Origin of the sequence: Mycobacterium sp. 48b (genome assembly GCF_048282725.1) — a bacterium.
In the GTDB taxonomy this organism is placed as follows: Bacteria; Actinomycetota; Actinomycetes; order Mycobacteriales; family Mycobacteriaceae; genus Mycobacterium.
The window spans coordinates 5,735,286-5,760,969 of record NZ_JBLVUL010000001.1; the positions used below are offsets into that span (position 1 = coordinate 5,735,286).

Annotated in this window: 21 protein-coding genes; 7 read left to right on the forward strand and 14 right to left on the reverse strand. The window is 66.8% G+C overall.

All coding sequences use genetic code 11. The features are described 5' to 3' along the window. The first annotated feature begins 4 nt into the window (after nucleotides 1-4). The gene (locus ACNQR1_RS27990) at nucleotides 5-1,609 is read left to right on the forward strand and encodes a DUF222 domain-containing protein (protein WP_418048853.1); all 1,605 of its coding nucleotides are present in this window, start codon (nucleotides 5-7) and stop codon (nucleotides 1,607-1,609) included. Here ACNQR1_RS27990 and ACNQR1_RS27995 read toward each other — a convergent pair. Further along, entirely contained in the window at nucleotides 1,603-2,793 is a 1,191-nt protein-coding gene (locus ACNQR1_RS27995; RefSeq protein WP_418048854.1) for an NDMA-dependent alcohol dehydrogenase, read from the reverse strand. The genes ACNQR1_RS27990 and ACNQR1_RS27995 overlap by 7 nt on opposite strands. A gap of 68 nt (nucleotides 2,794-2,861) precedes the next feature. On the opposite strand from ACNQR1_RS27995, the gene ACNQR1_RS28000 reads away from it, so the two are divergent. Next, nucleotides 2,862-3,650, forward strand: a complete 789-nt coding sequence (locus ACNQR1_RS28000) for a class I SAM-dependent methyltransferase (RefSeq protein ID WP_418048855.1) — start codon at nucleotides 2,862-2,864, stop codon at nucleotides 3,648-3,650. Nucleotides 3,651-3,653: 3 nt separating this feature from the next. Next, the gene (gene ampC, locus ACNQR1_RS28005; RefSeq protein ID WP_418048856.1) at nucleotides 3,654-4,826 is read left to right on the forward strand and encodes a class C beta-lactamase; all 1,173 of its coding nucleotides are present in this window, start codon (nucleotides 3,654-3,656) and stop codon (nucleotides 4,824-4,826) included. Here ampC and ACNQR1_RS28010 read toward each other — a convergent pair. The 4 genes from ACNQR1_RS28010 to ACNQR1_RS28025 are packed head-to-tail and all read right to left on the reverse strand — an operon-like array spanning nucleotide 4,823 to nucleotide 8,567. Continuing rightward, nucleotides 4,823-5,668, reverse strand: coding sequence for an enoyl-CoA hydratase/isomerase family protein (locus ACNQR1_RS28010; protein ID WP_418048857.1), 846 nt, complete (start codon nucleotides 5,666-5,668; stop codon nucleotides 4,823-4,825). The genes ampC and ACNQR1_RS28010 overlap by 4 nt on opposite strands. Further along, the gene (locus tag ACNQR1_RS28015) at nucleotides 5,668-6,258 is read right to left on the reverse strand and encodes a TetR/AcrR family transcriptional regulator (protein WP_418048858.1); all 591 of its coding nucleotides are present in this window, start codon (nucleotides 6,256-6,258) and stop codon (nucleotides 5,668-5,670) included. Before ACNQR1_RS28015 ends, ACNQR1_RS28010 begins: the two co-directional genes overlap by 1 nt. A 39-nt stretch (nucleotides 6,259-6,297) precedes the next feature. After that, on the reverse strand, nucleotides 6,298-7,800 hold the full coding sequence (locus tag ACNQR1_RS28020; protein ID WP_418048859.1) for a methyltransferase: 1,503 nt from the start codon (nucleotides 7,798-7,800) through the stop codon (nucleotides 6,298-6,300). Further along, complete coding sequence (locus tag ACNQR1_RS28025) at nucleotides 7,797-8,567, reverse strand: SOS response-associated peptidase (RefSeq protein ID WP_418050536.1); 771 nt, start codon at nucleotides 8,565-8,567, stop codon at nucleotides 7,797-7,799. The genes ACNQR1_RS28020 and ACNQR1_RS28025 overlap by 4 nt, the downstream gene beginning before the upstream one ends. A 66-nt stretch (nucleotides 8,568-8,633) precedes the next feature. Between ACNQR1_RS28025 and aroA the strand changes: the two genes are divergently transcribed. The 3 genes from aroA to ACNQR1_RS28040 all read left to right on the forward strand — a co-directional run bounded on the left by aroA (nucleotide 8,634) and on the right by ACNQR1_RS28040 (nucleotide 11,799). Beyond that, nucleotides 8,634-9,935, forward strand: a complete 1,302-nt coding sequence (aroA, locus tag ACNQR1_RS28030; protein WP_418050537.1) for a 3-phosphoshikimate 1-carboxyvinyltransferase — start codon at nucleotides 8,634-8,636, stop codon at nucleotides 9,933-9,935. 6 nt (nucleotides 9,936-9,941) lie between these two features. Then, entirely contained in the window at nucleotides 9,942-10,922 is a 981-nt protein-coding gene (gene rsgA, locus ACNQR1_RS28035) for a ribosome small subunit-dependent GTPase A (RefSeq protein WP_418048860.1), read from the forward strand. 70 nt (nucleotides 10,923-10,992) lie between these two features. Beyond that, the gene (locus ACNQR1_RS28040; protein ID WP_418048861.1) at nucleotides 10,993-11,799 is read left to right on the forward strand and encodes an SDR family oxidoreductase; all 807 of its coding nucleotides are present in this window, start codon (nucleotides 10,993-10,995) and stop codon (nucleotides 11,797-11,799) included. 2 nt (nucleotides 11,800-11,801) lie between these two features. Here ACNQR1_RS28040 and ACNQR1_RS28045 read toward each other — a convergent pair whose 3' ends face one another. From ACNQR1_RS28045 to ACNQR1_RS28080, 8 genes are all read right to left on the reverse strand, one after another. After that, nucleotides 11,802-12,224 (reverse strand): hypothetical protein, encoded by a 423-nt coding sequence (locus ACNQR1_RS28045; protein ID WP_418048862.1) that lies wholly within the window; start codon nucleotides 12,222-12,224, stop codon nucleotides 11,802-11,804. 132 nt (nucleotides 12,225-12,356) lie between these two features. Further along, a complete protein-coding gene (locus ACNQR1_RS28050; protein WP_418048863.1) occupies nucleotides 12,357-13,595 on the reverse strand; it encodes a fatty acid desaturase family protein in 1,239 nt (412 codons plus the stop codon). Nucleotides 13,596-13,663: 68 nt separating this feature from the next. Further along, nucleotides 13,664-14,800, reverse strand: a complete 1,137-nt coding sequence (locus ACNQR1_RS28055; protein WP_418048864.1) for a ferredoxin reductase — start codon at nucleotides 14,798-14,800, stop codon at nucleotides 13,664-13,666. Between the two features lie 58 nt (nucleotides 14,801-14,858). Continuing rightward, the gene (locus ACNQR1_RS28060) at nucleotides 14,859-16,274 is read right to left on the reverse strand and encodes an amidohydrolase family protein (RefSeq protein WP_418048865.1); all 1,416 of its coding nucleotides are present in this window, start codon (nucleotides 16,272-16,274) and stop codon (nucleotides 14,859-14,861) included. Between the two features lie 21 nt (nucleotides 16,275-16,295). Next, complete coding sequence (locus tag ACNQR1_RS28065; RefSeq protein WP_418048866.1) at nucleotides 16,296-16,808, reverse strand: DUF6912 family protein; 513 nt, start codon at nucleotides 16,806-16,808, stop codon at nucleotides 16,296-16,298. 9 nt (nucleotides 16,809-16,817) lie between these two features. Then, nucleotides 16,818-18,593, reverse strand: coding sequence for a BCCT family transporter (locus tag ACNQR1_RS28070; RefSeq protein ID WP_418048867.1), 1,776 nt, complete (start codon nucleotides 18,591-18,593; stop codon nucleotides 16,818-16,820). A 72-nt stretch (nucleotides 18,594-18,665) separates the two neighbouring features. Beyond that, the gene (locus ACNQR1_RS28075) at nucleotides 18,666-20,075 is read right to left on the reverse strand and encodes a WS/DGAT/MGAT family O-acyltransferase (protein WP_418048868.1); all 1,410 of its coding nucleotides are present in this window, start codon (nucleotides 20,073-20,075) and stop codon (nucleotides 18,666-18,668) included. A gap of 79 nt (nucleotides 20,076-20,154) precedes the next feature. Next, the gene (locus ACNQR1_RS28080) at nucleotides 20,155-22,035 is read right to left on the reverse strand and encodes an ABC transporter ATP-binding protein/permease (RefSeq protein ID WP_418048869.1); all 1,881 of its coding nucleotides are present in this window, start codon (nucleotides 22,033-22,035) and stop codon (nucleotides 20,155-20,157) included. A 154-nt stretch (nucleotides 22,036-22,189) separates the two neighbouring features. Here ACNQR1_RS28080 and ACNQR1_RS28085 point away from each other — a divergent pair, with 154 nt between their 5' ends. Beyond that, the gene (locus ACNQR1_RS28085) at nucleotides 22,190-22,720 is read left to right on the forward strand and encodes an Rv3235 family protein (RefSeq protein ID WP_418048870.1); all 531 of its coding nucleotides are present in this window, start codon (nucleotides 22,190-22,192) and stop codon (nucleotides 22,718-22,720) included. On the opposite strand, the gene secA is transcribed toward ACNQR1_RS28085, so the two are convergent. Continuing rightward, a complete protein-coding gene (gene secA, locus ACNQR1_RS28090; RefSeq protein WP_418048871.1) occupies nucleotides 22,717-25,563 on the reverse strand; it encodes a preprotein translocase subunit SecA in 2,847 nt (948 codons plus the stop codon). The genes ACNQR1_RS28085 and secA overlap by 4 nt on opposite strands. Between the last annotated feature and the right edge of the window lie 121 nt (nucleotides 25,564-25,684).

Sequence of the window (25,684 nt, forward strand, 5' to 3'; positions counted from 1 at the left end):
ACATGTGTTCGACTTGCTTGATCGGCCGGTACTCAGTGAATGCACTGACACCGCACTGATCGACACCCTCGAACACCACACCCGCACCGAAGCCGCCGAGGCCGCCGCCCGCCTGGCGGTCATCGCCGAGATCGTGGCGCGGCACTGCGACGACGAAGACGACACCTCCGCCTACTGCGCCATCGACGGCTGGGAAACCGCCAACGCCGCGATCAGCGCCGCCTGCAACCTCAGCCGCGGCGCCGCCTCCGCCCAGATGCGCATCGCCCAAGCCCTACGCGACCGGCTACCCAAAGTCGCCGCCGTCTTCGCCCGCGGAGACATCTCAGCCAAAGTCATCGCCACCATCACCTGGCGCACCCAACTGGTCACCGACACCGACGCACTGACACTGATCGACACCGCCCTGGCCGGCGCCGCCACCACCTACGGCGCCTTGACCGCCACCAAAACCGAACACGCCATCGACGTCTGGGTAGAAAAATTCGACCCCGCCGCCGTCCGCAAAACCCGCACCGCCGCCCGCGAACGCGACATCCACTTCGGCGACCCCGACGACCCCAACGGCACCGTCTCCATCTGGGGACGCCTGCTGGCCACCGACGCCGCCCTGCTCAAAAACCTACTCACCACCATGGCCCACACAGTCTGCGACAACGACCCACGCACCCTCGGACAACGCCGCAGCGACGCACTCGGAGCCCTCGGCGCCGGAGCCGAGAACCTCACCTGCCAATGCGCCAACCCCGACTGCCCCGCCACCGGCATCGACCCCCGCTCCCGCGCCGTCCTCATCCACCTACTCGCCCACACCCTGCCCCACACCGCCAAGGCAGAAGCCCACGACGAAAACAGTGAATCGGGCGAAAAGGCCGACAACGAGAGCGGTGTTGTCGAGGGGCCCGATGGTGACGACGACACCGCCCCCGCCGCCCCGGCGCAACCACCCCGCGATCCGCGCATCCACGGCAAACCCGCACCCAACGACTACGGTGCCGACCGCACCCCCGCCGTCACCGGACCACCCGCAATCATCCTCGGCGGCGGCATCGTGCCCGCACCCCTACTGGCCGAACTGATCGCCACCGGCGCCACCGTCACACACCTCACCAACCCCGCCGACCTTCCCACCCAAACCCGCTACCGGCCCTCACCCAAACTGGCCACCTTCGTCCGCATGCGCGACCTCACCTGCATGTTCCCCGGCTGCACAGTCCCCGCCACCCACTGCGACCTCGACCACACCACCCCATGGCCCACCGGAGCCACCCACCCCGCCAACCTCGGCCCCAAATGCCGAACCCACCACCTCATCAAGACCTTCCACACCGGCGAAAACGGCTGGACCGACACCCAACACCCCGACGGCAGCCACACCTGGACCTCCCCCACCAGCCACACCTACCGCACCACACCCTTCAGCCAGATCCTGTTCCCCGACCACACCACCCACACCCCAGCCCCACCCCCACAACCAGCCCCCACAACCACCACCGACCGGCACATGAAAATGCCACTCCGCCAACGCACCCGCCAACAAACCCGCACCCAACGCATCAACACCGAACGCCGACTCAACACCGAACAAGACAAACCCCCGCCCTATTGAGGGAACTCGATGATGCCCCGGATATTGCGTCCCTCGCGCATATCGGCGATGGCGTCGTTGATCTGATCGAGCCGGTACCGCCGCGTCACCAGCTCGTCGAGTTTGAGGTGGCCGTTGCGGTACATGTCCAGCAGCATGGGCATGCTCACCCGGGGGTTCATGCCGCCGTAGATCAATCCCTTGAATGTCTTGCAGTTCTGCAACATGTCGACGAGCAGCATCGGGACCATGCTGAACTCGAACTTGGGGACACCGGTCATCAGGCAGGTGCCGCCCTTGCCCGTCAACATCAAGGCCGGGGCCAGCATCTCCGGGGTGACCACACTCGGTGTGAGCACTACGCGGTCGGCCATCAGGCCACGCGTCAATTCCCGCACCAGCGGTATCGCTGCTTCGAGCGACGGGCAGGTATCCGTCGCACCGAAGAACTTCGCCGTATCCCGTTTTAAATCAATGGGATCCACGGCGATCACCAGTTTGGCGCCTACGGCGCGGGCACCCTGGACCGCGTTGACGCCCACCCCACCGATGCCGACCACGACGACGGTGTCGCCGGGTTCGGTTCCGACGCCGACTGTTCCCGAACCCCAGCCTGTCGTCACGCCGCAGGACACGAGCGATGCGGCCTCAAGTGAAGTCGACTCGTCGAGCTTGATCACCGATTCCTCAGCCAGAACGGCATATTCGGCGAATGTGCCGAGTTGGGTCATGGCCATCAGGCCCTCGTCGCCGATATGGCGCCGCACCGTGTTGTCGGTGACCATCTCTTTGGCCAGCATCAAGGCACCGTTGTCGCAGAGGTATGCCCTCCCCGAGGCGCACCAGCGGCAGATACCGCACGCGGCGATGAACGACAGACCCACGTGGTCACCCGGCTGCACCGACCGCACACCTGGACCTACAGCCTCGACGACGCCGGCCCCTTCATGCCCACCGAGCATCGGGAAGAAATCAGGCGGAGGCACGCCCACCGCCTCGTACATGGCCACCAGCTCCGGTGTCGGGACCATGTCGCCCGTGGTGAAGTGGTCGTCGGTGTGACAGATCCCGGCCACGGCCATCTTCACCAGTACCTCACCGGTGCGCGGCGGATCGAGCGTGATCTCTTCGATCTCCCAATCCATACCGACCCCGCGCAGTATTGCGCCCCGGCACTTCAGCGGCTCTGCAAGAGATTCGGTCATGTTCCGAGCATCTGCCCGCCCCACAGGGAGCGGTAGCGTATCCGCATACCCCATCTAGGCTCGTCTCCATGCCTGATCCACAACCCACCAACTGGGCGGCCGGCCGCTACCAGGCCGTCGCCGAACGTATCGCCGTGATCGCCGGTGAAGTCGTCGCCGCCGCCGACCGGTTACGGCCGGTGCGGGACACCGCGCTGGTCGACCTGGCGTGCGGCACCGGCAGCGCCGCGCTGGCGGCCGCGCAGGCCGGCGCCAAGGTCACCGGCGTAGATCTCACCGCTGAGCTGCTCGCCATCGCCGCCGAGCGGCCCGGAGCGGACGCAGTGCAATGGGTGGTTGCCGACGCCGCACACACCGGCCTGCCCGACGGTGAGTTCGGCACTGTCGTGTCGAATATGGGCATCATCTTCGTCGAACCGACCAGCCTGGTCGCCGAGGTCACCCGGCTGCTCGGCCCCGGTGGAGTGTTCGCGTTCTCCACCTGGGTCCGCGATGAGGCGGGCAGCCCGTTCTTCACCCCGATCGTCGAAACCCTGGGCCAACCACCGGCCTCGGTGTATTCGCCCGATCAGTGGGGTGACCTCGAGATCGTGCGGTCCCGGCTGTTCCCCGGGTTCGACGACGTGACGTTCGAAACCGGCTCGCACACCTGGCAGTTCGAATCCGTCGAGTCCGCGGTGCGTTTCATCTCCGATGAGTCGCCGATGCATGTCGATCTGCTGAGCCGGCTCGACGGGGCGACGCGTGCCCGCCTGCTCGACGCGTTCACCGCCGCGCTGCGTGCGGCAACCGACGATGAGGGACGGGTCTCCTTCGAGGCGCCCTATGCGGTGGTGACGGCCCACCGCAGGTCATGAAACATGCTGCGTGACATAAGGAAAGGCACCAGAGCGGCCGCACCGTTGCTCGTCGCAGTCCTTCTCTGTGCGTCCACCGGCACGACCGCTTCCGCAAGTCCCGACGCCCTCGCAGCCGCCGTGGACCACGCGTTTCGGCCGCTCATGGCCCAGTACGACATACCGGGCATGGCCGTAGCAGTGACGGTCGACGGGGAACAGCGGTACTTCGATTTCGGTGTCGCGGACAAACAAAGTGGCGCGCCGGTGACGCGGGACACGATCTTCGAGATCGGCTCGGTCAGTAAGACATTCACCGCCACTCTGGCGTCCTATGCGCACGCGCTCGGACGGATCTCGCTGGATGATCACCCCAGCACCCACATGCCGGAGTTGGCGGGCAGTGCCATCGACAGGGCCGACCTGCTCAATCTGGGTACCTTCACCGCCGGTGGATTGCCCCTGCAGTTTCCGCCTGACATCACCGACGACGCCCAGATGCCCAGGTACTTTCAGCACTGGACACCCGATGCCCCACCCGGGCAACAGCGGCGATACTCCAACCCCAGCATCGGGTTGCTCGGCCACCTCACCGCCTTGGCCATGAACCGTGACTTCAGCGACCTGATCGAACGGGAGGTGTTGCCCAAGCTGCGACTACACCGCAGCTACGTCCGAGTGCCGGAAACCGAGATGGACGGTTACGCGTGGGGCTACAACGCCGACAACGAGCCGGTCCGGGTGAACCCAGGCGTTTTCGATGCCGAAGCCTACGGCGTCAAGTCCTCTGCAGCCGACTTGCTCCGTTTCGTCGAGACCAACATCGCGCCCGACGATCTTGAGGCCCCGATGCGCGAGGCTGTCGAGGGCACGCATATCGGATATTTCAGGGTGGGTGAGATGACCCAGGGGCTCGGCTGGGAACAGTATCCCTACCCGGTCACCCTCGAGCGACTGCTCGCCGGCAACTCCAGCACCATGGCCATGCAGCCCAACCCGGCGACCCCACTCACTCCGCGGCCCACCGGATCTCCGACGTTGTTCAACAAGACCGGTTCTACCGATGGGTTCGGCGCCTATGCCGTCTTCGTGCCCGACAAACGGATCGGTCTGGTGGTGCTCGCGAACAAGAATTATCCGATCGCTGCCCGTGTCACTGCGGCCCACGCTGTCCTGCAACAGCTTTCGAACACCTAGCGCGTACTCGTCCCACCGGACAGCATGGTCTCGACACTGTCGGCGAAGGCCGCGGTGGTGAAACAGGTCGGTTCGGCGAACTCTTCGAGCGTGAGCGCGTCGTTCCAGCTGGCATCGGCCGCGGCGCGCAACAGGGGCTTGGCCATCGCGACCGCGTGAGGTGGCAGCGCAGCGACGCGCGAGCACCACACATCCGCGGTGGCGAGCAGCTCGGCGTGGGCGACGACCTCGTGCACCAGCCCCAACCGCTGCGCGGTTTCGGCGTCGATGTGCTCACCTTTCAGGTAGTAGGCGAGCGCGCCCTGATAGCCGAGTCGCCGGGTCAGCGCCCAGCTGGTGCCGACCTCCGGGATCAACCCGAGGCGCGCGAAGGCCGGCACGATGACGGCCTTCTCACTGGCGATGGTCAGGTCGCAGGTGAGCGCCCAGGCCAGCCCGACGCCGGCCGCGGGCCCGTTGAGAGCGGCCACGAAGATGGTGTCCGAACCCGCGATGAGTCGGGCGATGCCACCGAATTCGCGCCGTATCCAACGCCATACGTCCGCGGTTCCCTCGCCCTGGTATCGGCTCTCGATGGCTGACTGCATCATGCGCAGGTCTCCGCCCGCACTGAAACCCGGATCCGCGCCCGTCAACACGACTGCGCGAATGTCATTGTCGGCGGCCAGCTCCTCCAGAGCCCGGCGTAACTGCCGGACCAGCGGTGCGGAAAGCACGTTCAACCGGCCGGGTTCATCGAGAGTCACCACGGCGCGATCGCCGTTGCGGTCGACGAGTATCCGTTGCGGAGCGTCCGGGTCGTCCCCGTCGGCCACCATGCTGCGATACAACGGCTTGTCCATCACGAGTCCTCCTCAACTGATCTGGCCTGCAATGCTTTCCATGCCGCATCGGCGAAGGTCTCGACGACGTCGCTGTCCATCTCGGCGATATCGCCGGCCACCCAGTAGCGGGCATATTCCTGTGCGGGACCGAGCCACAGGGCGGCCGTGATGCCCTGCCGCATGGCCACCAGCGCCCCGTAGGTGTGATGCGGGCGCCACCAGTCCCCGATGGTCGCGAAGAAGTTCCGGTTGGCTTCACGAAGCTCCGGGCTGTCCAGCCGATCGCCCAGCAGGAGTGCGGCCTCGCCGCGGTGAGCCGCCACCCAGTTCAGATGATTGCGGACACCGCCACGGATCCCGTCTTCGGCGGTCGCCTGTTCGCGCAGCATGTCCAGGAACCCCGCCTGGTACTCGGTCATGACCTGCGCGTAGACCGCCGCCGCCAACGCGGGCTTGTCGGGAAAGTGATGGTAAAGCGATCCGACGCTCACCTCGGCCTCACGCCGCATCTCATCCAGCGTCGGGGCGATGGTGCCCTCTGCCGCGAAGCGACGACGCGCAACCGCTATCAATCGGTTGCGCGCACCCGTGACCCTGGACGGTGGCACGAGGAACACTCTACCAAAACCGAGGAATCCTCTAGTCGCTCATTCGGCCTGATAGAGGATTCCGCGACCGATCGCCTCCCGGACCTCCGGTAGTGCGGCCTGTGCCAGGGCGTCGTAATCCACCCCGTGATGGGCGGCGAGCAGCTGAATCAGGGTGCCCAGTGGGACTTCACCGCGGCAACCGGCCAGCAGCGCTCGCAGTACCTCGTCGACGCCGATCACCGCGGCCGGACCACCCGGGCGGCGCACCGCGGCCCCGATCTCCTGCCAACCCTCGGGCCCGGGCAGCGACTGCTCCTCCAGGAAAACCGGCGCCGTGGAGAGCCGGGCAGCCAGCAGCGCGTCGTCGGACGTGTCGCGCAGGTAGGCCCGCCGGGCGAAGAACGCCTCGATCTCCGAGCCGGTGAGCACCTCGTCGGCGCCGGTGATCTCCTCGAGGATCTGTTCGGGCGGCTCCCCGTCGCGCGGCAGCCGCAGCGAGATCATGCCCATGCCGATACCTGCGATGCCCTGTTCGGTGAACCAGTCGAGCCATTGGCCGCCCCGCTGCGCCTGCCGGTCGAGATCCTCGCCTGCGTCGGCCAGCCACAGCGATACATAGCTGACCGGGTCCGCCAGTTCACGCTGCACCACCCAGGCGTGCAGGCCGGTGCCGGCGAGCCAGCCCGAAACCCGCTCCCGCCAATCTGATCCGTCACGCACGATCCAGTTGGCCATGATGTGCGCGGTTCCGCCCGGCAGCAGGTGGTCACCGACCTGCTCGATGAGGCTCTGGCACAACGCATCTCCGGCCAAGCCCGAGTCGCGGTAGATGTAATCGCGGGCACCCGAGCCCACCACGAACGGCGGATTCGAGACGATCAGATCGAAACGCTCACCGGCCACCGGCTCGAACAGGCTGCCGTGCCGCAGATCCCACGACATACCGTTGAGCCGCGCCGTCATCGCCGCCAATCCCAGCGCCCGCTCGTTGGTATCGGTCGCGACGATCTCGTCGCAGTGCGCATTCAGGTGCAGCGCCTGGATACCGCACCCCGTACCGAGATCGAGCGCGCGGCCGACCGAGTTTCGTGTGACCGCGCGGGCCAGTGACACCGACGCGCCTCCGATACCCAGCACATGATCGTGACGCAACGGCCCACGGCGCACTGCGGCGTCCTGATCAGAGACCACGTAGAAATCCCGCGCCCCGTCGCTGTGCGGGCGGATGTCCAGGGCTGCCCGCACCAGGTCACCGGTGAACTCGAGAACACCGTTGGCGGCCAACGTCTGCAGGCTGACCGACGGGAACGCCGCCGAGACCGACGCGGGCGTTTCCTCGGTGCCGAGCAACAGCAGACGCACCAGCACGCCGAGGCGCTGACGATCGTCCGGCGCGGCGCGGGTCACCCGCAACGCGGGCCACCACACGCCCCGGCTCAGCGCGGCGTTGGCATCGGCGCCCAGCAGATCGGCCACCCCGTCGGTGGTGAATCCGGCCGAACGCAGGTCGGCACCGATCGCATCGACGACGCCTGAATCGACACCTTCGAACCCGCTCAAAACAGTCCCATCTCTTCGGGTTCGGCCGGCTCGATGAGCTCCGGGCCGTTGTTGCGGACACTGTTGACCAAGCGCGACACCTCGCGGACGGCGATCCGGTCCAGATCCCCGTGCCCGCGCAGCAGCCCCTCGTCGATCGGGGCGTCGGGATCCATCCAGCGGTCCCAGTCCGGTGCGCTGATGGTCAGCGGCATCCGGTCGTGTATCTCGGCGAGCGGCCCGGCGGCGTCGGTGGTGATGATCGTGCAGCTGAGCAGCGGCGGGGCATCCTTGGGCGCGCCTTGGGGGCGCCATGTGGTCCACAGGCCCGCCATGAACAGCATCTCGCCATCGTCGGCGTACATGTAGTACGGCGTCTTGGCTGCTTTCTTGCCTGCGTCGCCAGGGTTGGGCTTCCACTCGTACCAGCCGTCCATCGGGATGAGGCAGCGCTTGTTCTTGGCAGAGTTGCGGAACGCTGGTGAGCTGGTGACCTTGTCGGCGCGCGCGTTGATCAACAACGGGCCCTTGGTGTCCGGACCGCCACCTTCGGCGGTTTTCACCCACGGCGGGATCAGTCCCCAGCGCATCGAGCGGACCCGGCGCGTCGAGGAGTCCTCGGGTTCGGTGTGCCGTTTGACGACGCTGCTGATGGTCGTCGTGGGGGCGACGTTGTAATTGGCGCCCGCCACATCTTTGTCTCCCGTGCTCGACGCGCTCTCGTCGATCGCCTGGATTTTCTGCGCCAACAGGGCCGGGTCGGTGGTCACCGCGAAACGTCCACACATAGTGCCCATGGTTGCAGAGTCGGCGGACAAGGCAGGATATAGAGCGTGAGCGGACGTCAGGAGCAATTGGAACACTGGCCGGCTCCGTCGGCGACAACCCCGGTCGACGCCACCGTGACGGTGCCCGGTTCGAAGTCTCTGACCAACCGCGCGCTCGTGCTGGCCGCGCTGGCCACCCCGCAGGGCACCTCGACCATCCGCGGCGCGTTGCGCAGCCGCGACACCGATCTGATGATCGACGCGATCCGCACCCTGGGCGTCACCGTGCAACCGGCCGAACACGACGACACCGAGTTGACGGTCAGCGGCGGCATCGAGCCGGCCTCCGATGCCCGGATCGACTGCGGCCTGGCCGGCACGGTGCTGCGTTTCGTGCCACCGGTCGCCGCGCTGAGCACCACCTCGGTGACGTTCGACGGCGACGAGCAGGCCCGGGCCCGACCCATCGCCCCGCTGCTCGACGCTCTGCGCGGTCTGGGCGTGGACGTCGGCGGTGACGGCTTGCCGTTCGCGGTGCGCGGCCGCGGCGCTGTTGCCGGCGGCACGGTCGAGATCGACGCGTCGGGGTCCTCGCAGTTCGTCTCCGGGCTGTTGCTGTCCGGCGCGACGTTCGCCGACGGGCTCACCATCGTGCACACCGGCACCTCGGTACCCTCGGCGCCGCATGTGGCGATGACGGTGGCGATGTTGCGCGACGCCGGCGTGCAGGTCGACGACTCGGTCCCCAACCGCTGGCGGGTGGCTCCCGGCCCGGTCGCCGCACGCGACTGGAGCATCGAACCGGATCTGTCCAATTCGACACCGTTTCTGGCCGCCGCGATCGTCACCGGAGGTACGGTGCGGATCGAGGGCTGGCCATCGGTGAGCATCCAACCTGCCGACACGATTCTCGACCTGCTGGCCAAGGTCGATGCGACTGTCCACCAACGTGATTCACACCTGGAGGTCACTGGCGCCGACGGCTACGAAGGATTTGACGCCGACCTGCACGACGTCGGCGAACTGGCCCCCACGGTCGCCGCACTCGCCGCGCTCGCCCGAGACGGCGCGACATCTCGGCTGCGCGGCATCGCCCATCTGCGCGGGCACGAGACCGACCGGCTGGCGGCGCTGACCACCGAGATCAACGGGCTCGGGGGCGAATGCTCTGAAACCGATGACGGCCTGCTCATCACCGCGCGGCCGCTGCACGGCGGCACCTGGCGCTCCTATGCCGACCACCGGATGGCCACCGCCGGCGCGATCATCGGCCTCCGGGTGTCCGGCGTAGAGGTGGAGAACATCGAGACCACGGCCAAGACCCTGCCCGATTTCCCGTTGATGTGGGTACAGATGCTGGCGGGCGACCCGCCTGCGAGGGGGAAGTAAACCACCTTGGGAGCGCGGGAGTACGACGAGTCCGACGTCCGGATCAGACCGGGTAAAGGCTCGCGTCCGCGCACCAAGAACCGCCCCGACCACGCCGATGCCCGGTCGGCGATGGTGGTGACCGTCGACCGCGGCCGCTGGGGCTGTGCCCTGGACCGCGACCCGCATCACCGCGTGGTCGCCATGCGGGCCCGTGAACTGGGGCGCACCCCGATCGTGGTCGGCGACGATGTCGACATCGTCGGCGACCTGTCCGGACGGCCGGACACCCTGGCCCGCATCGTGCGCCGCGGCGAGCGGCGAACGGTGTTGCGCCGCACCGCCGATGACGACGATCCGACCGAACGCGTGGTGGTGGCCAACGCCGACCAACTGTTGATCGTGGTGGCACTGGCCGACCCGCCGCCACGCACCGGATTCGTCGAACGAACCCTGATCGCCGCCTATGCCGGTGGGCTGAAACCCATTTTGTGCCTGACAAAGTCCGATCTGGCGCCGCCTGAGCCGTTCGCCGCGCAGTTCTCCGACCTGGATCTCACCATCGTCACCGCCGGCCGCGAGGATCCGCTGGACGTGGTCGCGCCCATGCTGGACGATCAGGTCACGGTGTTCCTCGGGCATTCCGGGGTCGGCAAGTCCACCCTGGTGAATCGTCTTGTCCCCGAAGCAGACCGGGCGACAGGCGAGGTTTCCGGGGTGGGCAAGGGTAAACACACCTCCACCCAGTCGGTGGCCCTGCCGCTGGACGGCAGCGGTTGGGTGATCGACACCCCGGGCATCCGCTCGTTCGGCCTGGCCCATATCCAACCGGACGACGTGATCCTGGCGTTCTCCGATCTGGCGGAGACCATCGACGACTGTCCCCGCGGCTGCGGCCACATGGGCCCGCCCGCCGATCCGGAGTGCGCCCTGGATGCGTTGTCCGGCCCGGCGGCCGGCCGGGTGGCGGCAGCCCGCCGTCTGTTGGCGGTGCTCAAGGAAGCCTGATCGCTACCGATGTACCGCTGGGCGGCACATCACCTCGAATCACCCCCGCGCCGCACTAGGGTCGCTGATTGTGGCTACTTATGTTCTCACCGGCAGCGCCTCGGGCCTGGGCGCTGCGACCAAGAAACGGCTGGAGTCCGACGGGCATCGGGTGATCGGCGTCGACCTGCGCGATGCCGACGTGAACGTGGACCTGAGCACCCCCGGCGGGCGGTCGGAGGCGATCGCGAAGGTCACCGAGCTGGCCGACGGCGGCATCGACGGTTTCGTCCCGTTCGCCGGGCTTGCCGCCGCGACCGGCCGTCCTGCGGATCTGCTGATTGCCGTCAACTACTTCGCCGCGATCGAGCTGCTGGAGGGCCTGCGCCCGCTGCTGGCGAACCGCGACAATGCCTCCGTGGTGCTGATCAGCTCGAATTCGACCACCAGTCAACCTAATTGGCCGGTCGAGCTGGCCGACGCCTGCCTGGCCGGCGACGAGGTGGCGGCCAACACGATCGCCTCCACCTACGGCGATTTCGCGGCGCTACAGGCCTATCCGGCAACCAAGGCCGCACTGGCGTACTACGCGCGCACCAAGTCCGCGGAGTACATCGCCGAGGGCATCCGGCTCAATGCGATCGCACCGGGTCTCATCGACACCCCGATGACCCAGGAGGGGCGCAAGGACCCGCTGACCGGCGACGGGATGGAACAGTTCCTCAAGACGATCCCCGCCGGACGCGGTGGACGCCCCGAAGAGGTGGCCGCGCTGGTGGCCTTCCTACTGGGCCCCGAGGCGAGCTACTTCGTCGGCTCGGTCATCTTCGTCGACGGCGGTATCGACGCCGTGCTCCGCGGCAAGGACTGGCCGAAAGTCTGGGAACTCAACATGTGAGGTCAGTGCTTGGCCTTGGCCTGATCGGCCTCGGCCTGCTGCTGCTCTTCGGCGGCCTGCTGCTTGGCCGCCGCGATGGCGGCCCGGCCCTCAGGGCTGGCGGCCGAGTTACCCGGCGTCTTCGCCGATGCCACACCTGCGCTGCAGTTGAGGTTCAGCAGCACGGTGTCGCTGACCGGTGCGAAGTTGTCGCCCTTGAGCCAGGGTGCCTTCTCGGAGCTGGTGACGACGCAGTCGTCGTCGGCCTCCGAGTCACCTGAGCGGGTGGCGACGACCCCCTTCATGCCGGCGTCGGCCAGCGACGACTGGGCGTCCGAATACTTCTGGCCGGCATAGTCGTCGGCCGCGGCCACACCGGTGGCCAATCCACCGACCGGGACGGCGGAAGCGCCGAGCACCATGGCAGCTGCGAGCAGCTTCCTCATCAGAACCTCCGATTCGCCTGTCCCCACCCTGTGAGTGAGAAGGCTATTGGCGCCGTCTGCGAGGACGCTGGGAGTACGGCGGGTGGTTGCTTGGAATTCGAGCAACCACGCCATGACCGAACCCGGACGAAACTACTTGCGGCGCCAGCCCCGCACCGTCTCGATGGCGGTCTTCAGGCCCCGCCGACGTCCCGTCGTCGGATCGGTGACGCCGTACCCGTCGAGCTCGGTGAACATCCGCTCACTGCGCGTTTCCGGGGCGTTGTCGGCCGTGTCCTTCAGGAACCGGTCCGGCAGCGACAGTTTGGCGATCGTGCGCCAGGTCTTGCCGTACTGCACCAGGAACGGTCCCGTGGTGTAGGGCAGGTCGTACTTGTCGCACAGCGCCCGCACCCGGACCGCGATCTCGGCATACCGATTGCTCGGCAGATCCGGGAACAGGTGATGCTCGATCTGGTAGCTCAGGTTGCCGCTCATGAACGCCAGCGCCGGACCCGAGTTGAAGTTGGCGCTGCCCAGCATCTGGCGCAGATACCACTGCCCCTTGGACTCACCGACCATGTCGGTCTTGGTGAATTTCTCTGCGCCATCGGGGAAATGGCCGCAGAAGATCACCGCGTTGGCCCAGACGTTGCGGATGACGTTGGCCACCGCGTTGGCCTTCAAGGTGGACTTGAAGGTGGCACCGGGCGACAGCGACGTGATCGCCGGCCAGACCACGTAGTCCTTGGCCAGCTGGTGGCCGGCCTTGACCCCGAATTCACGGACCCGGACGAGCGTCGCGTTGCGGTTGTCGCGGCCCTTGAAGATCTTGCCGAGCTCCAGGTGCTGCAGCCCCACTCCCCACTCGAAACCGATCGCGAGCAGGGTGTTGAAGAGCAGGTTGCCGTAGAGGTTGAACGGCTTCCACTTGGCATCCCGGGTCACGCGGATGACGCCGTAGCCCACGTCGTCGTCCATGCCGAGGATGTTCGTGTACTTGTGATGCATGAAGTTGTGGGTGAACCGCCAGTGCTTGGACGCCCCGCTCATGTCCCACTCCCACGACGAGGAGTGAATCTCGGGATCGTTCATCCAGTCCCACTGGCCGTGCATGGTGTTGTGGCCGATCTCCATGTTCTCGATGATCTTGGCCACGCCCAGGGTGACGGTGCCCGCCCACCACGCGGAACGCTTCGAGCTCGCCGCGAGCATGACGCGGCCGGCGACGTCGAGCGCACGTTGGGCCGCGATGGTGCGGCGGATGTAGCGGGCGTCCCGCTCACCACGGGAGTCTTCGATGTCTTGCCGGATCGCGTCGAGTTCTATGCCCAGATTCTCGATGTCGGCATCGGTCAGATGCGCGAATGCGGGAACGTCGGTTACTGCCATCGTCAGCCTCCTCTCAATTACCTACGGTAGCGTAACCTACGATCCCGTAGGTTACTAGCCAGTAAAGCTTAAACATCCAGGACGCAGTCGCCGGAAGCGGCGGAAACACACGTCTGAATCCTGGTGCCCGGGTCATGCTCGACGCCGGTGCGCAGATCGCGCACATGCCCTTCGACCAGGCCCACCACACAGGACTGGCAGATCCCCATCCGGCAGCCGAACGGCATCTGAATCCCGACCTGCTCCCCCGCGTCCATCAACGGCGTCGCGCCGTCGATCGTGACCTCCTTGCCACTGCGCTCGAATGTCACCGTGCCCCCAGCGCCGTGCGGAGCCGCCCGCGACACCGCGAACCGCTCCAGGTGCAGGTGCTCGGCGATGCCGGCGGCCTCCCACACCTGTTCGGCGTCGTTGAGCATGCCCTCCGGCCCGCATGCCCATGCTTGACGCTCGCGCCAATCGGGAACCAACTCACCGAGTTGCGCAAGATCAAGCCTGCCTTCGGTCCGGGTGCTGCGCAACAACAGCCGGTAGCCGGGATGCGCATCGTGCAGTTCCGCCAGCTCCTGGCCGAACATCACGTCGGATTCGGTCGGCGCGGAATGCACATGCACGATGTCGGTGACCTGACCCCGGCGCACCAGGGTGCGCAGCATCGACATCACCGGGGTGATGCCCGAGCCCGCCGTCACGAACAGGACCGTTGCCGGCGCCGGTTGCGGCATGACGAAGTTGCCCTGCGGCGCGGCCAGCCGCACCACGGTTCCCGGCCGCAGGCCGTCGACCAGGTGGGTCGACAAGAACCCCTCGGGCATCGCCTTGACGGTGATCGCGATGGTGCGCACGGATTTCTCCGGCGCCGACGTCAGCGAATACGACCGCCAGCGCCACCGCCCGTCGATCAGCACACCGATACCGACGTACTGGCCGGGCTGATAGTCGAACGAGAATCCCCAGCCCGGTTTGATCACCAGGGTCGCGGAATCAGCCGTTTCCCGGCGCACCTCGACGACCCGGCCGCGTAACTCGCGCGCCGACCACAACGGGTTGGCCAGCTTGAGGTAATCGTCGGGCAGCAGCGGGGTGGTCACCTGTCCGACGATGCGGCGAAGCGCGTTCCAGCCGGGGCGCCGCGCGGCGCCGGCGATCGTGGGGCGGACCGTGTCGGCCACATTGGCCGAGACCTTGATGGAGTTCTTGGCCATAAACCTACGGTACCGTAGGTTACTGCCCCGTAGCCAGTCGCACGTCCGCTGCCGCAGGTCAGGACGCCAAATTGTTCTTGTACGTTTTCCCGTCCTTCATGATCACTTTGAAGTTGCGTTCCGGGTCGGCAACCAGGTCCAGGCGCGCCAGCGGGTCACCGTCGACCAGCAGCAGATCCGCCAGTGCGCCCTCCTGGACCACACCCAGTTTCCCGGCGTACGGGCTGCGCTTGCCCGATAGCGCGAGCAGCTCGGCGTTGGTCCCGGTGGCCATTGTCAGAGTCTCGGCGGGCGAGAACCATTTACCGAGCCCCGCCAACAGCGCCCCCTGCTTCGGCGCCAGCTGCGGCGAGAACAGGATGTCGGTGCCGAAGGCCGTCTTGAGTTTGTACTTGCGGGCCAACTGATAGACGTTGTCGACGCCGTCGACGATCTCCTTGGCCTTGGCGGCCTCGTCGGAACCCGGCGGGAACGCGCCGATCATCTCGGCCGGGATGGGCTGGGTGCTCAGCCAGATGTTCTTATCGGCCATCTCTTTCGCCGTCGCCTCATCCATCAGGTGGGCGTGCTCGATGCACATGACGCCGGCTCGGATCGCCTGCTGGATGGTCTGCGGGGTGTAGGCATGCACGGCCACGTAGGTGCCCCAGTTGCCCGCGGCTTCGGTGGCCGCCCGCAGTTCGGGTTCGGTGAATGTGGTGACGTCGAGCGGGCTGTGCGGCGAGGACACCCCGCCCCCGGCGGTCAGCTTGATCTGTGACGCGCCCTGGAACAGCTGCTCGCGGGCGCGCATCCGCACCTCGTCGGGGCTGTCGGCAACCATGGCGGCGCCCAACTCCTCCTGACGCGACTGCGGGCCACCCGGATTGCGCGGCAGGTCCGCAGGTGTACGGAAGTCACCATGGCCACTGGTGACGGTGATGATCGCGCCCGACGGGAAGATGCGCGGACCGTTGACGACGCCCTCGTCGATGGCCTGCTTGAGACCGAAGCTCGGGCCGCCCAGATCGCGGACCGTGGTGAACCCGCGCATCAGGGTGTCGTTGGCCTCGGCACCGGCGAGCAGGTTGAGGTATCCGGGATCCAAGGTCGTCAACTGTGTCACCGGCGGCCGCACGAGCATCGTGTGCCAATGGTTGTCGATCAGGCCCGGCATCAGCGTGCGACCGCCGCCGTCGATCACCGTGGCCCCCGGTTCTTCAGGCAGCGCCTCGGTGGAGATCCGCTCGATCCGGTTGCCCTTGACCCGCACATTCGACGGTGCCGACAGCCGATCACTGTGGCCGTCAAATATCTTGACGTTGCGGAAGTCGGTGACAGCCGCCCCGGTGGCCGGTGGCGCGGGAGGTTTCGGAGACTCGGTCGGGGCAGCGGCCCCGGTTGAGCCTGCCGACGGGGTGGCCCCGCCACCGTCCGAACACGCCGCACCGGCCAAGACCACGGCCAGCACCGCCACCAGCCCGAATCCGCGCATCAAGGGGTTCCTTCTGTTCGGTCAGAGCAGTTCGAGCAGGAACGGCAACTCCTGCGGGGCGTACCACGCGAGGTCGTGATCCTGGGCGTCTCCCACCGTGAGTTCGGCGTCCTCGTCCCCCATATCCGCCTCGTCGATGACGCCGACGGCGGCCAGCACCGCCGGCTCCGCGTCGGCGTTGTCGACGTACACCGCGACGACGGCATCGATCGGCAAGGGTCCCGACAACCGCACGACGGCGTCGTCGAGATCGGGTCGGATCGTCACTGCGACGTCCGCCCCCGGATCGGCGACCACCACGGCGCGGCGCGGCGGCAGACCCGAATCCTGGTCCGCGTTGCCTGCGAGCAACCGCAGCGAGGCCAGCGCGGCCTCGCGCAACGCCACCTCGGCGAGTTCTTCGTCGTCGCCCTCGGAGTAGGCCTCCCGCAGCGTCGGGGTGACCGCGAAGGCGGTCCCGTTCACGACGAGCAGGTGGCGGTCGGCGACAAGCTGCTGCAGGGCGACCAGAGTCGTCGGGATGTAGACGCGCACACCGCGAGATTAGCCGTCTTCGGCGTTTTCCCGGTCGTCGGCTTGCGGGTCCTTCTCCACCGAAATCACGAAGTCGTCGCCGTGCTGGGTGACACCGGCGACCACCGCGTCGTTGACCGCCTCCAGCGCGTACTCGCGGCGCACCACCAAGGGATCGCTTCGCAGATCGCGGACCAGCGCCACCGCGAGGCCGATCATCACCAGCACGAACGGGACCGCGACGATGATCGTGATCGACTGCAGGCCGTTCAGCGCATCCGCTCCGCCGACCAGCAGCATGACCGCGGCCACCGCACCGGTGGCGACACCCCAGAAGATCACCGTGGGCCGGGTGGGCTTGATGGTGCCGCGCTCGGACAGCGAACCCATCACGATCGACGCGGCATCGGCACCGGACACGAAGAAGATGGCGACCAGCACCATCACCACCACGCTGGTGACCGTCGCGATCGGATACTCGCCGAGCAAGCTGAACAGCTGCTGCTCCTGGCTGCCCATCCCGGCCAGGTCCACACCGTTCTGCTGCTCGAAAATGGCCGCGCCGCCGAACACACAGAACCAGATCACCGACACCACGCTGGGCACCAGCAGCACGCCCGTCACGAACTGCCGGATGGTGCGGCCGCGGGAGATCCGGGCGATGAACATCCCCACGAAGGGGGTCCAGGAGATCCACCACGCCCAATAGAAGATGGTCCAGCTCTGCAGCCAGGTGCTGACCGCATCGCCTTCGGCGCCGGTCCGGGCAGCCATCTGCGCGAGATCGCCGACATAACTGCCGATGGAGGTCGGAATCATGTTCAGCATGAAGATGGTCGGGCCGACCACGAAGATGAACAGCGCCATCGCCAGGGCCAGCACCATGTTGATGTTGGAAAGCCACTGGATACCGCGTGCGACGCCCGAGACCGCCGACAATACGAACGCGACGGTGAGGATCGTGATGATGCCGATCAGGACGGCGTTGCCGGCCTCGCCGATTCCGGCGACGATGTGCAGGCCGCTGCGGATCTGCAGCGCGCCCAGCCCGAGCGAGGCGGCCGACCCGAACAGCGTGGCAAAGATCGCCAGCATGTCGATCACCTTGCCCCACGGCCCGTTGGCACGTTTGCCCAGCAATGGCTCGAACGCTGCCGAGATCAGCTGCAGCCGGCCCTTGCGGTACACCCCGTAGGCGATGGTCAGGCCGACGACTGCGTAGATCGCCCACGGATGCAGAGTCCAGTGGAACATCGTGGTCGCCATCGCGGTCTCGGCTGCCCGGGGATTTCCCGGTCCCCCGGTCCCCGGCGGTGGGGAGGCGAAATGCGACAGTGGCTCGGACACTCCGAAGAACATCAGGCCGATACCCATACCGGCGCTGAACATCATCGCCACCCAGGACACGGTGCGGAACTCGGGTTCGTCGTCGTCGCGCCCCAACGGGATGTTTCCGTACCGGCTCATCGCCAGCCAGATCACGAACACCACGAAACCGGATGCGGTCAGGACGAACAGCCAGCCGACATCGTCCATGACCCAGCCGAGGGCATTGGACGAGGCGGTGGCGAGAGAATCGGTGCTGACGAATCCCCAGATCAGAAATGCCACGGCGATCACGGCGGTGACACCGAAGACCACCCAGTCCACGCCGGCGCGTCGGGTGTACGCCTTCTGTTCGACCGGGACGTCGAGTACCGGGTGCGGCACCACCTCGCCGGTGGGCGATTTCAGTGCCTTCTCGGTTGCTTTCTTGGCTTCTTGCGTGTGCTTGTCAGATCTACTTTTTCGTATCTCAGTGGCCATGGTGAATTCATCAGACCGCGAACCGAGCGCGAGGTCAAACACTTGGAGTATTTGCCAGAGCGTGCCCAGAACCTACTTAGCCGCTTCCAATAACTCTTCGAGAGATTCACGGAACAGACTCGGCAGGACGTCGACGTCGCTCATCGCGTCCCGGTCCGCGTTGATCCCGAAATACAACATGCCGTCATACGAGGTGACCCCGATGGCCAGAACCTGGTTCTGCAGCAACGGCGGCACCGAGTAGGTCTCCAGCAACTTGGTGCCCGCGATGTACATCTGCTTCTGGGCCCCTGGCACGTTGGTGATGAGCAGATTGAACAGCCGCGCCGAAAAACCTGTGGCCACGCGAGTACCCATGGCGTGCAACGTCGGCGGCGCAAACCCCGACAGCGTGACGATAGTGCGCGCGTCGACCAGGCTGGCCGCGGTCGAATGCGATTCGGTGGCATGGGCGATCTGCGAGAGCCGCACCACCGGGTTGCCCTCACCGACCGGTAGATCCACCAGGAACGGCGAGACCTCGCTGATGGCCTGGCCCGGGCCCGAGGAGTCCAGTTCGGCGTCCGGATACACCGACATCGGCGCCATCGCCCGGACCGTGGTGGTCGGGGTCACCGGCTCCCCGCGCGACAGCAGCCAGTTGCGCAGCGCACCGGCCACCACCGCCAGCACGACGTCGTTGATGTCGCAGTTGTAGCGGGCCCGCACCAGCCGGTAGTCCTCCAACCGGTGCTGGTCCACCGAGAACCTGCGGTTGCGCGACACGGTCGTGTTCAACGGGCTGCTGGGTGCGGTGCCGCGCGCCACCGTACGGGCCACGTCGGCAACCCGGCGGCCCACCGCGGCCAGTTCGCTGGCGCTGGTGGCCACCTCGGTCACGGTGTCCCGGAGGGCGGCCAGCTGGCTGGTCGGCCGGGCGATCCACTCGCCGATCGCGCCGAGCACCAACTGACGGTCACTGGGTTCCCGGGCCGGAATCCAGATGTCCTCACCGAACTCCGGCGGCTTCTGCGCGCGGTCGGCGATCACGTGCCCGATCTCGAGTGCCGTCATGCCGTTGACCAGGGCCTGATGAGTCTTGGTGTAAATCGCGATGCGGTTCTTGGTCAGCCCTTCGACCAGGTACATCTCCCACAGCGGCCGGGTCCGGTCCAACGGCCGCGAGCCGAGCCGGGCGATCAGGTCGTGCAGCTGCGCGTCGCTGCCAGGAGACGGCAGCGCCGAGCGCCGGATGTGGTAGGTGATGTCGAAATCCCGGTCGTCGACCCAGACTGGGCGGGCGAGGCCCAGAGTCACCTCACGCACCTTTTGCCGGTAACGCGGAATCTGCGGCAGACGGTGCTCGACGGTCTCCAGCAGGGTCTCGTAACTCAAGCCGGCGCGCGGCTTGCGCAGGATCGACAGGGACCCCACGTACATCGGCGTCGCGGTGTTCTCCAGGTGGTAGAACGCTGCGTCAGACGCCGACAGTCTGCTCACCATGCGGCGCCAACCTCCCCTTCTCGCTCCCCTTGAACCCCGTCACGTTAACCGGCGATTCGGCCACCGCGCATCACGGGTGCTACCGCGCGTCAATTTCGTGTCGGCGTTCGCGCGAAATCGCCGACAGCTCCCAACGCCCATCCCCCTCCAGGCTCAGCCGGCACCGGTGATGGCGATCGATCGTGGACCGGTGCCCCACGCTGACCACCACACACTCGGGTAACCGATCACGCACCAACTCATACATGGCGTCCTCGAGTCCCTCGTCCAGCGCGGACGTCGACTCGTCGAGGAACACCACCCGCGGGCGCACCAGCAGCACCCGTGCGATCGAGACGCGTTGCTGTTCCCCCAGCGACAGCACCGACGCCCAGTCGGCCTCTTCCTCCAGTCGTTCCGTCAGATGGCCGAGTGCCACTGCGCGCAACGTGTCCCGGAGTTCGCTGTCGCTCACCCCGGCAATCGGGAGCGGGTACACCACCGCGGCTCGCAGATCTCCCAGCGGAAGGTATGGCAGCTGGGGCAGGAACAGCGTCGCCCATCCGGACGGATACTCCACCAGTCCCGATGTCCGCGGCCACAACTCCGCCAGGCTGCGCAGCAAGGTGGTCTTGCCGCACCCCGACGGACCCTTCACCACCACGCTGTCCCCCGGGTTCAGCATCATCGTCAGATCGCTGATCAGCGGGCGCCCCTGTAGGTCACCGACCTCCACATCGGTCAGGGTGAGCGAGTCTCGCGCGGTGCCGACGCGGAGACGGGGCAGCTCTCTGGCCCGGTGATCGCTGTCCAGCATCTGGTCGATGCGCATCAGCGCGGCCCGGTACACCGTGAACTCGTCGTAGCTGTCACGGAAGAACGCCATTGCGGCACAGACGTTTCCGAATGCGGCCACGGTCTGCAGCAGACCACCCAGGGTGATCTGGCCGGTGAAGAACCTGGGCGCCTGCACGATGTAGGGGATCATGCCGGTCGTCACGTCGCCGACGCCGCGGTTCCACCCGTTGAGCCGCAGCTGGGCGAACACGATGCGCCACATGTTGGCGATCACCTCGGCGAACCGGGAGTGCAGCAGCTGCCGCTCCCGCTCGGAGCCCCGGTAGAAGGCGACGCGCTCGGCGCTGTCGCGCAGCCGCACCAACGCGTACCGGAAACTGGCGCTGAAGCGCTCGTTGAGGAAGTTGAGCCGCACCAGGGGGCGGCCGATCCAGAATGCGATCACCGTCACCGTGATCGAGAAGATGAACGCCACGAAGACCATGGCCCGCGGGATCACCCAGCCGCCCAACTGCAATGGGCCTGACAGTTGCCACAACACGCCGGTGAACATGACGATCAGCAACGACTTGCTCACCGCGCCGATGCTCAGGTCCACCGATTTGGTGGTGAAGGTTTCGACGTCGGTCTGGATGCGCTGGTCGGGGTTTTCCACCGGGGCATCCAGAAAGCGGTTGCGGTAGAACGCGTCGCCGGCCATCCAGTCGTCGACCAGGCGGGTGTTGAGCCAAACCCGCCAGCGGATCGAGAACACCCTGCGCAGGAACAGGTCGACCACCGTATAGATCACCGTGAGCGCCACCAGGATCCCGCTGATCGCGAACGACGTCATGAACGCGCTGCGCGCGGCATCCAGTTTGGCCGGGTCGTGGGTGGCCAGCGCCTCCGAGCCGGCCTGCACCGCATTCATCAGGTCCGCGTACTGGTAGGTGAAGATCACCACCACCCGCGCCGCATACACGGTGTGCCACAGCATGAATGCCAGCAGCGCCCAGGTGCGCCAGCTGCTCGGTCCGCAGAAGAACGGTGCGTTGACCCGCCAGAATTGTCGTCCCCACCGGGTGAACCTCGCGATGAGCACCGCCACGGCAAGGAACACCACGACCGTGACCGCCCATGCCTGCAACGTCCATATCAGTGAGCGCAGCGGCTCGGCCGGCCAATCGATGCTGGGCTGAACCATGTGTCCCCCTGGTTCGACGACTCTCGCCACGCTATCGGGCGAAGCTGGGTGCCCGATGATCCGTGCTTCCGGCACGCCGTACCCGTGCGATCATTGGGAGGTCTGCACCTCTCCAGCAGATGTCGTCCGTGATGCCGACCGCTGGAGGTTGTCTGTGCCCATTCCGAAATCCGCCGCGCAATCCGCCTCGACGCGCGGTTCCCGGCGCCCGTTGACCTCCCCCGTCATCGACTGCGAGCCGCCCGCGCTGCCACTGGATGCCATGGCGGCTCCGGTGGTCCTGCCTGCGGGGGCGGTCTGCCCGGCTCCGACCGTGCTGCACGGGCATACCCCGCGCCGGTTGCGGTTGGTCGGCCCTGAGCCGGAACCGCAACTTCAGCCGGGCGCCGCGCAGTTCGCCGACATGGCGCTGCGCCGGGTCCTCGAAGTCGTCGACCGGCGCAGGCCTCCGGCCCAGCTGAGATCGTTGATGAGCCAACTGCTGGTCGACGCGGTCATCGTCACCGCCGGAACCCGGCACCGGACCACGGCAAGTCTGCGCCGGGTGGGGCTACGCCCGGCAGCCTCAGCCGAGGCCGCCGAGCTGTTCGCCACCTACACCCGCGGGGCGCGGGTGCGCGCCATCGCCGGGCGTATCGAATTGCGCAGTGGCCGTTGGCAACTCACTGCGCTGCAGCTGGGCTAGCCCTTACGGTGCGACTTCGAGGGCCTGCCGGTCTTGGCCTGCTTGCGGGCCGCTTCGCGACGCTCACGCCGGGTGCCACCGGACGCAGCGGAATGCCGTCCACTGCCGCCCGAGCGCTGCACCTCGGCGGTGCCGTCCTCGGACGGCCCGGTGTAGGTCAGCGGCGGTGCGTCGTTCTCGATGCCCTTGGCCCGCAATGCCGGTGCCGGACGCTCCTTGGTGGCCACCGCGCCCGAATCCGCCTCGGCGGCCGTGGCCTCACCGGCCTTCGCCGCGGCGGCCGCGGCGAACTCGGCCAGACCACTGGGCGCGGCGACCGGCGCAACGGCCGGTGCGGGTGCGGCCTCGACCTGAACGTTGAACAGGAAGCCGACCGACTCCTCCTTGAGCGCGTCGAGCATGCCGACGAACATGTCGTAGCCCTCGCGCTGGTACTCGACCAGCGGGTCGCGCTGCGCCATCGCCCGCAGGCCGATGCCCTCCTTGAGGTAGTCCATCTCGTAGAGGTGCTCGCGCCACTTGCGGTCGATCACGTTGAGCAGGACGTTGCGCTCCAACTGACGCATGGCGCCTTCGCCTGCCAGCTCTTCGAGCTGCTTCTCACGCTCGGCGTAGGCACGGTCCGCGTCGGCGATCAGTGCCTCGAGCAACTCGTCGCGGGTCAGCTCACCGGGCTCGCCCACCGCATCCGAGTCGACCAGATCGTGGTGGTCGATCCCGACCGGGTACAGCGTCTTGAGCGCCTCCCACAGCTTGGCCAGGTCCCAGTCCTCGGCATAGCCCTCGGCGGTGGCCCCGTCGACGTAGGCGGTGATCACGTCGACCAGCATGTCGTGGGCCTGCTCCTGGAGGTTCTCGCCCTCCAGCAGCATCCGCCGTTCCTTGTAGATGACCTTGCGCTGCTGGTTCATCACCTCGTCGTACTTGAGGACGTTCTTGCGGACCTCGAAGTTCTGCTGCTCGACCTGCGTCTGGGCACTCTTGATGGCGCGGGTCACCATCTTGGCCTCGATCGGCACGTCGTCGGGCAGGTTGAGCCTGGTCAGCAGCGACTCCAGCGTCGCGCCGTTGAACCGTCGCATCAACTCGTCACCCAGCGACAGGTAGAACCGGGACTCACCCGGGTCACCCTGGCGGCCCGAGCGGCCACGCAGCTGGTTGTCGATACGCCGCGACTCGTGGCGTTCGGTGCCCAGCACGTACAACCCACCGGCGTCGACGACCTTCTCGGCCTCCTTGCCGGCCTCTTCCTTGATCGTCGTGAGGGTGTCGTCCCAGGCGGCCTCGTACTCCTCCGGGGTCTCCACCGGGTCCAGACCCTTTTCGCGCAGCCGCTTGTCGGCCAGGAAGTCGGCGTTGCCGCCGAGCACGATGTCCGTACCACGGCCGGCCATGTTGGTGGCGACGGTGATGGCGCCGAGCCGGCCGGCCTCGGCGATGATGTTCGCCTCCTGCTCGTGGTACTTCGCGTTGAGCACGTTGTGCGGGATCTTGCGCTTGGTGAACTGCCGGGACAGGTACTCCGAGCGTTCGACGCTGGTGGTACCGATCAGGACCGGCTGCCCCTTCTCATAGCGCTCCGACACGTCGTCGACGACCGCGATGTACTTGGCTTCCTCGGTCTTGTAGATCAGGTCGGACTGATCCTGGCGGACCATCGGCCGGTTGGTCGGGATCGGCACCACGCCCAGCTTGTAGATCTCGTGCAACTCGGCGGCCTCGGTCTCGGCCGTACCGGTCATGCCCGAGAGCTTGTTGTAGAGGCGGAAGTAGTTCTGCAGCGTGATGGTGGCCAGAGTCTGGTTCTCGGCCTTGATCTCCACGTGCTCCTTGGCCTCGATGGCCTGGTGCATGCCCTCGTTGTAGCGCCGGCCCAGCAGCACCCGGCCGGTGAACTCGTCGACGATGAGCACCTCACCGTCACGGACGATGTAGTCCTTGTCGCGCTGGAACAGCTCCTTGGCCTTGATGGCGTTGTTGAGGTAGCTGACCAGGGGCGAGTTGGCGGCCTCGTAGAGGTTCTCGATGCCCAGCTGGTCCTCGACGAACTCCACACCCAGCTCGTGCACACCGATGGTGCGCTTGCGGATGTCGACCTCGTAGTGGGTGTCCTTCTCCATCAGCGGCGCCAACCGGGCGAACTCGCTGTACCAGTTGGAAGCGCCGTCGGCCGGACCCGAGATGATCAGCGGGGTACGGGCCTCGTCGATCAGGATCGAGTCGACCTCGTCCACGATCGCGAAGTTGTGGCCGCGCTGGACCATCTCCTCGGTGGAGTGCGCCATGTTGTCGCGCAGGTAGTCGAACCCGAACTCGTTGTTGGTGCCGTAGGTGATGTCGGCGTGGTACGCCGTCCTGCGCTCCTCCGGGGTCAAGCCCGAGAGGATCACGCCGACCTCCAGGCCCAGGAAGCGGTGCACGCGGCCCATCCACTCGCTGTCGCGCTTGGCCAGGTAGTCGTTGACCGTGACGACGTGCACGCCGTCACCGGACAGCGCGTTCAGGTAGGCGGGCAGCACCGCGGTCAGGGTCTTGCCCTCACCGGTCTTCATCTCGGCGACGTTGCCGAAGTGCAGAGCCGCGCCACCCATGATCTGGACCTCGAAGTGCTTCTGGCTCAGCACCCGCCAGGCGGCTTCACGGGCGACGGCGAACGCCTCGGGCAGCAGGTCGTCGAGGTCTTCCCCGTCGGCGATCCGCTTCTTGAACTCGTCGGTCTTGGCTCGCAGCTCGGCGTCCGAGAGCTTCTCCATGTCGTCGGACAAGGTGTCGACATAGTCGGCCACCTTCTTGAGGCGCTTGACCATGCGGCCTTCACCGAGACGGAGCAACTTCGACAGCACGCTATTTCCCCTGTGGGTTCGATGGATCCCGTGAAGGGATCGGTCGGGCTTGTTGGCCTCCATCGTAGGTGACCGGTCGAAGTCGCTGGTTCTGCTGGCGCGAAGAGACAAAAACGCACCC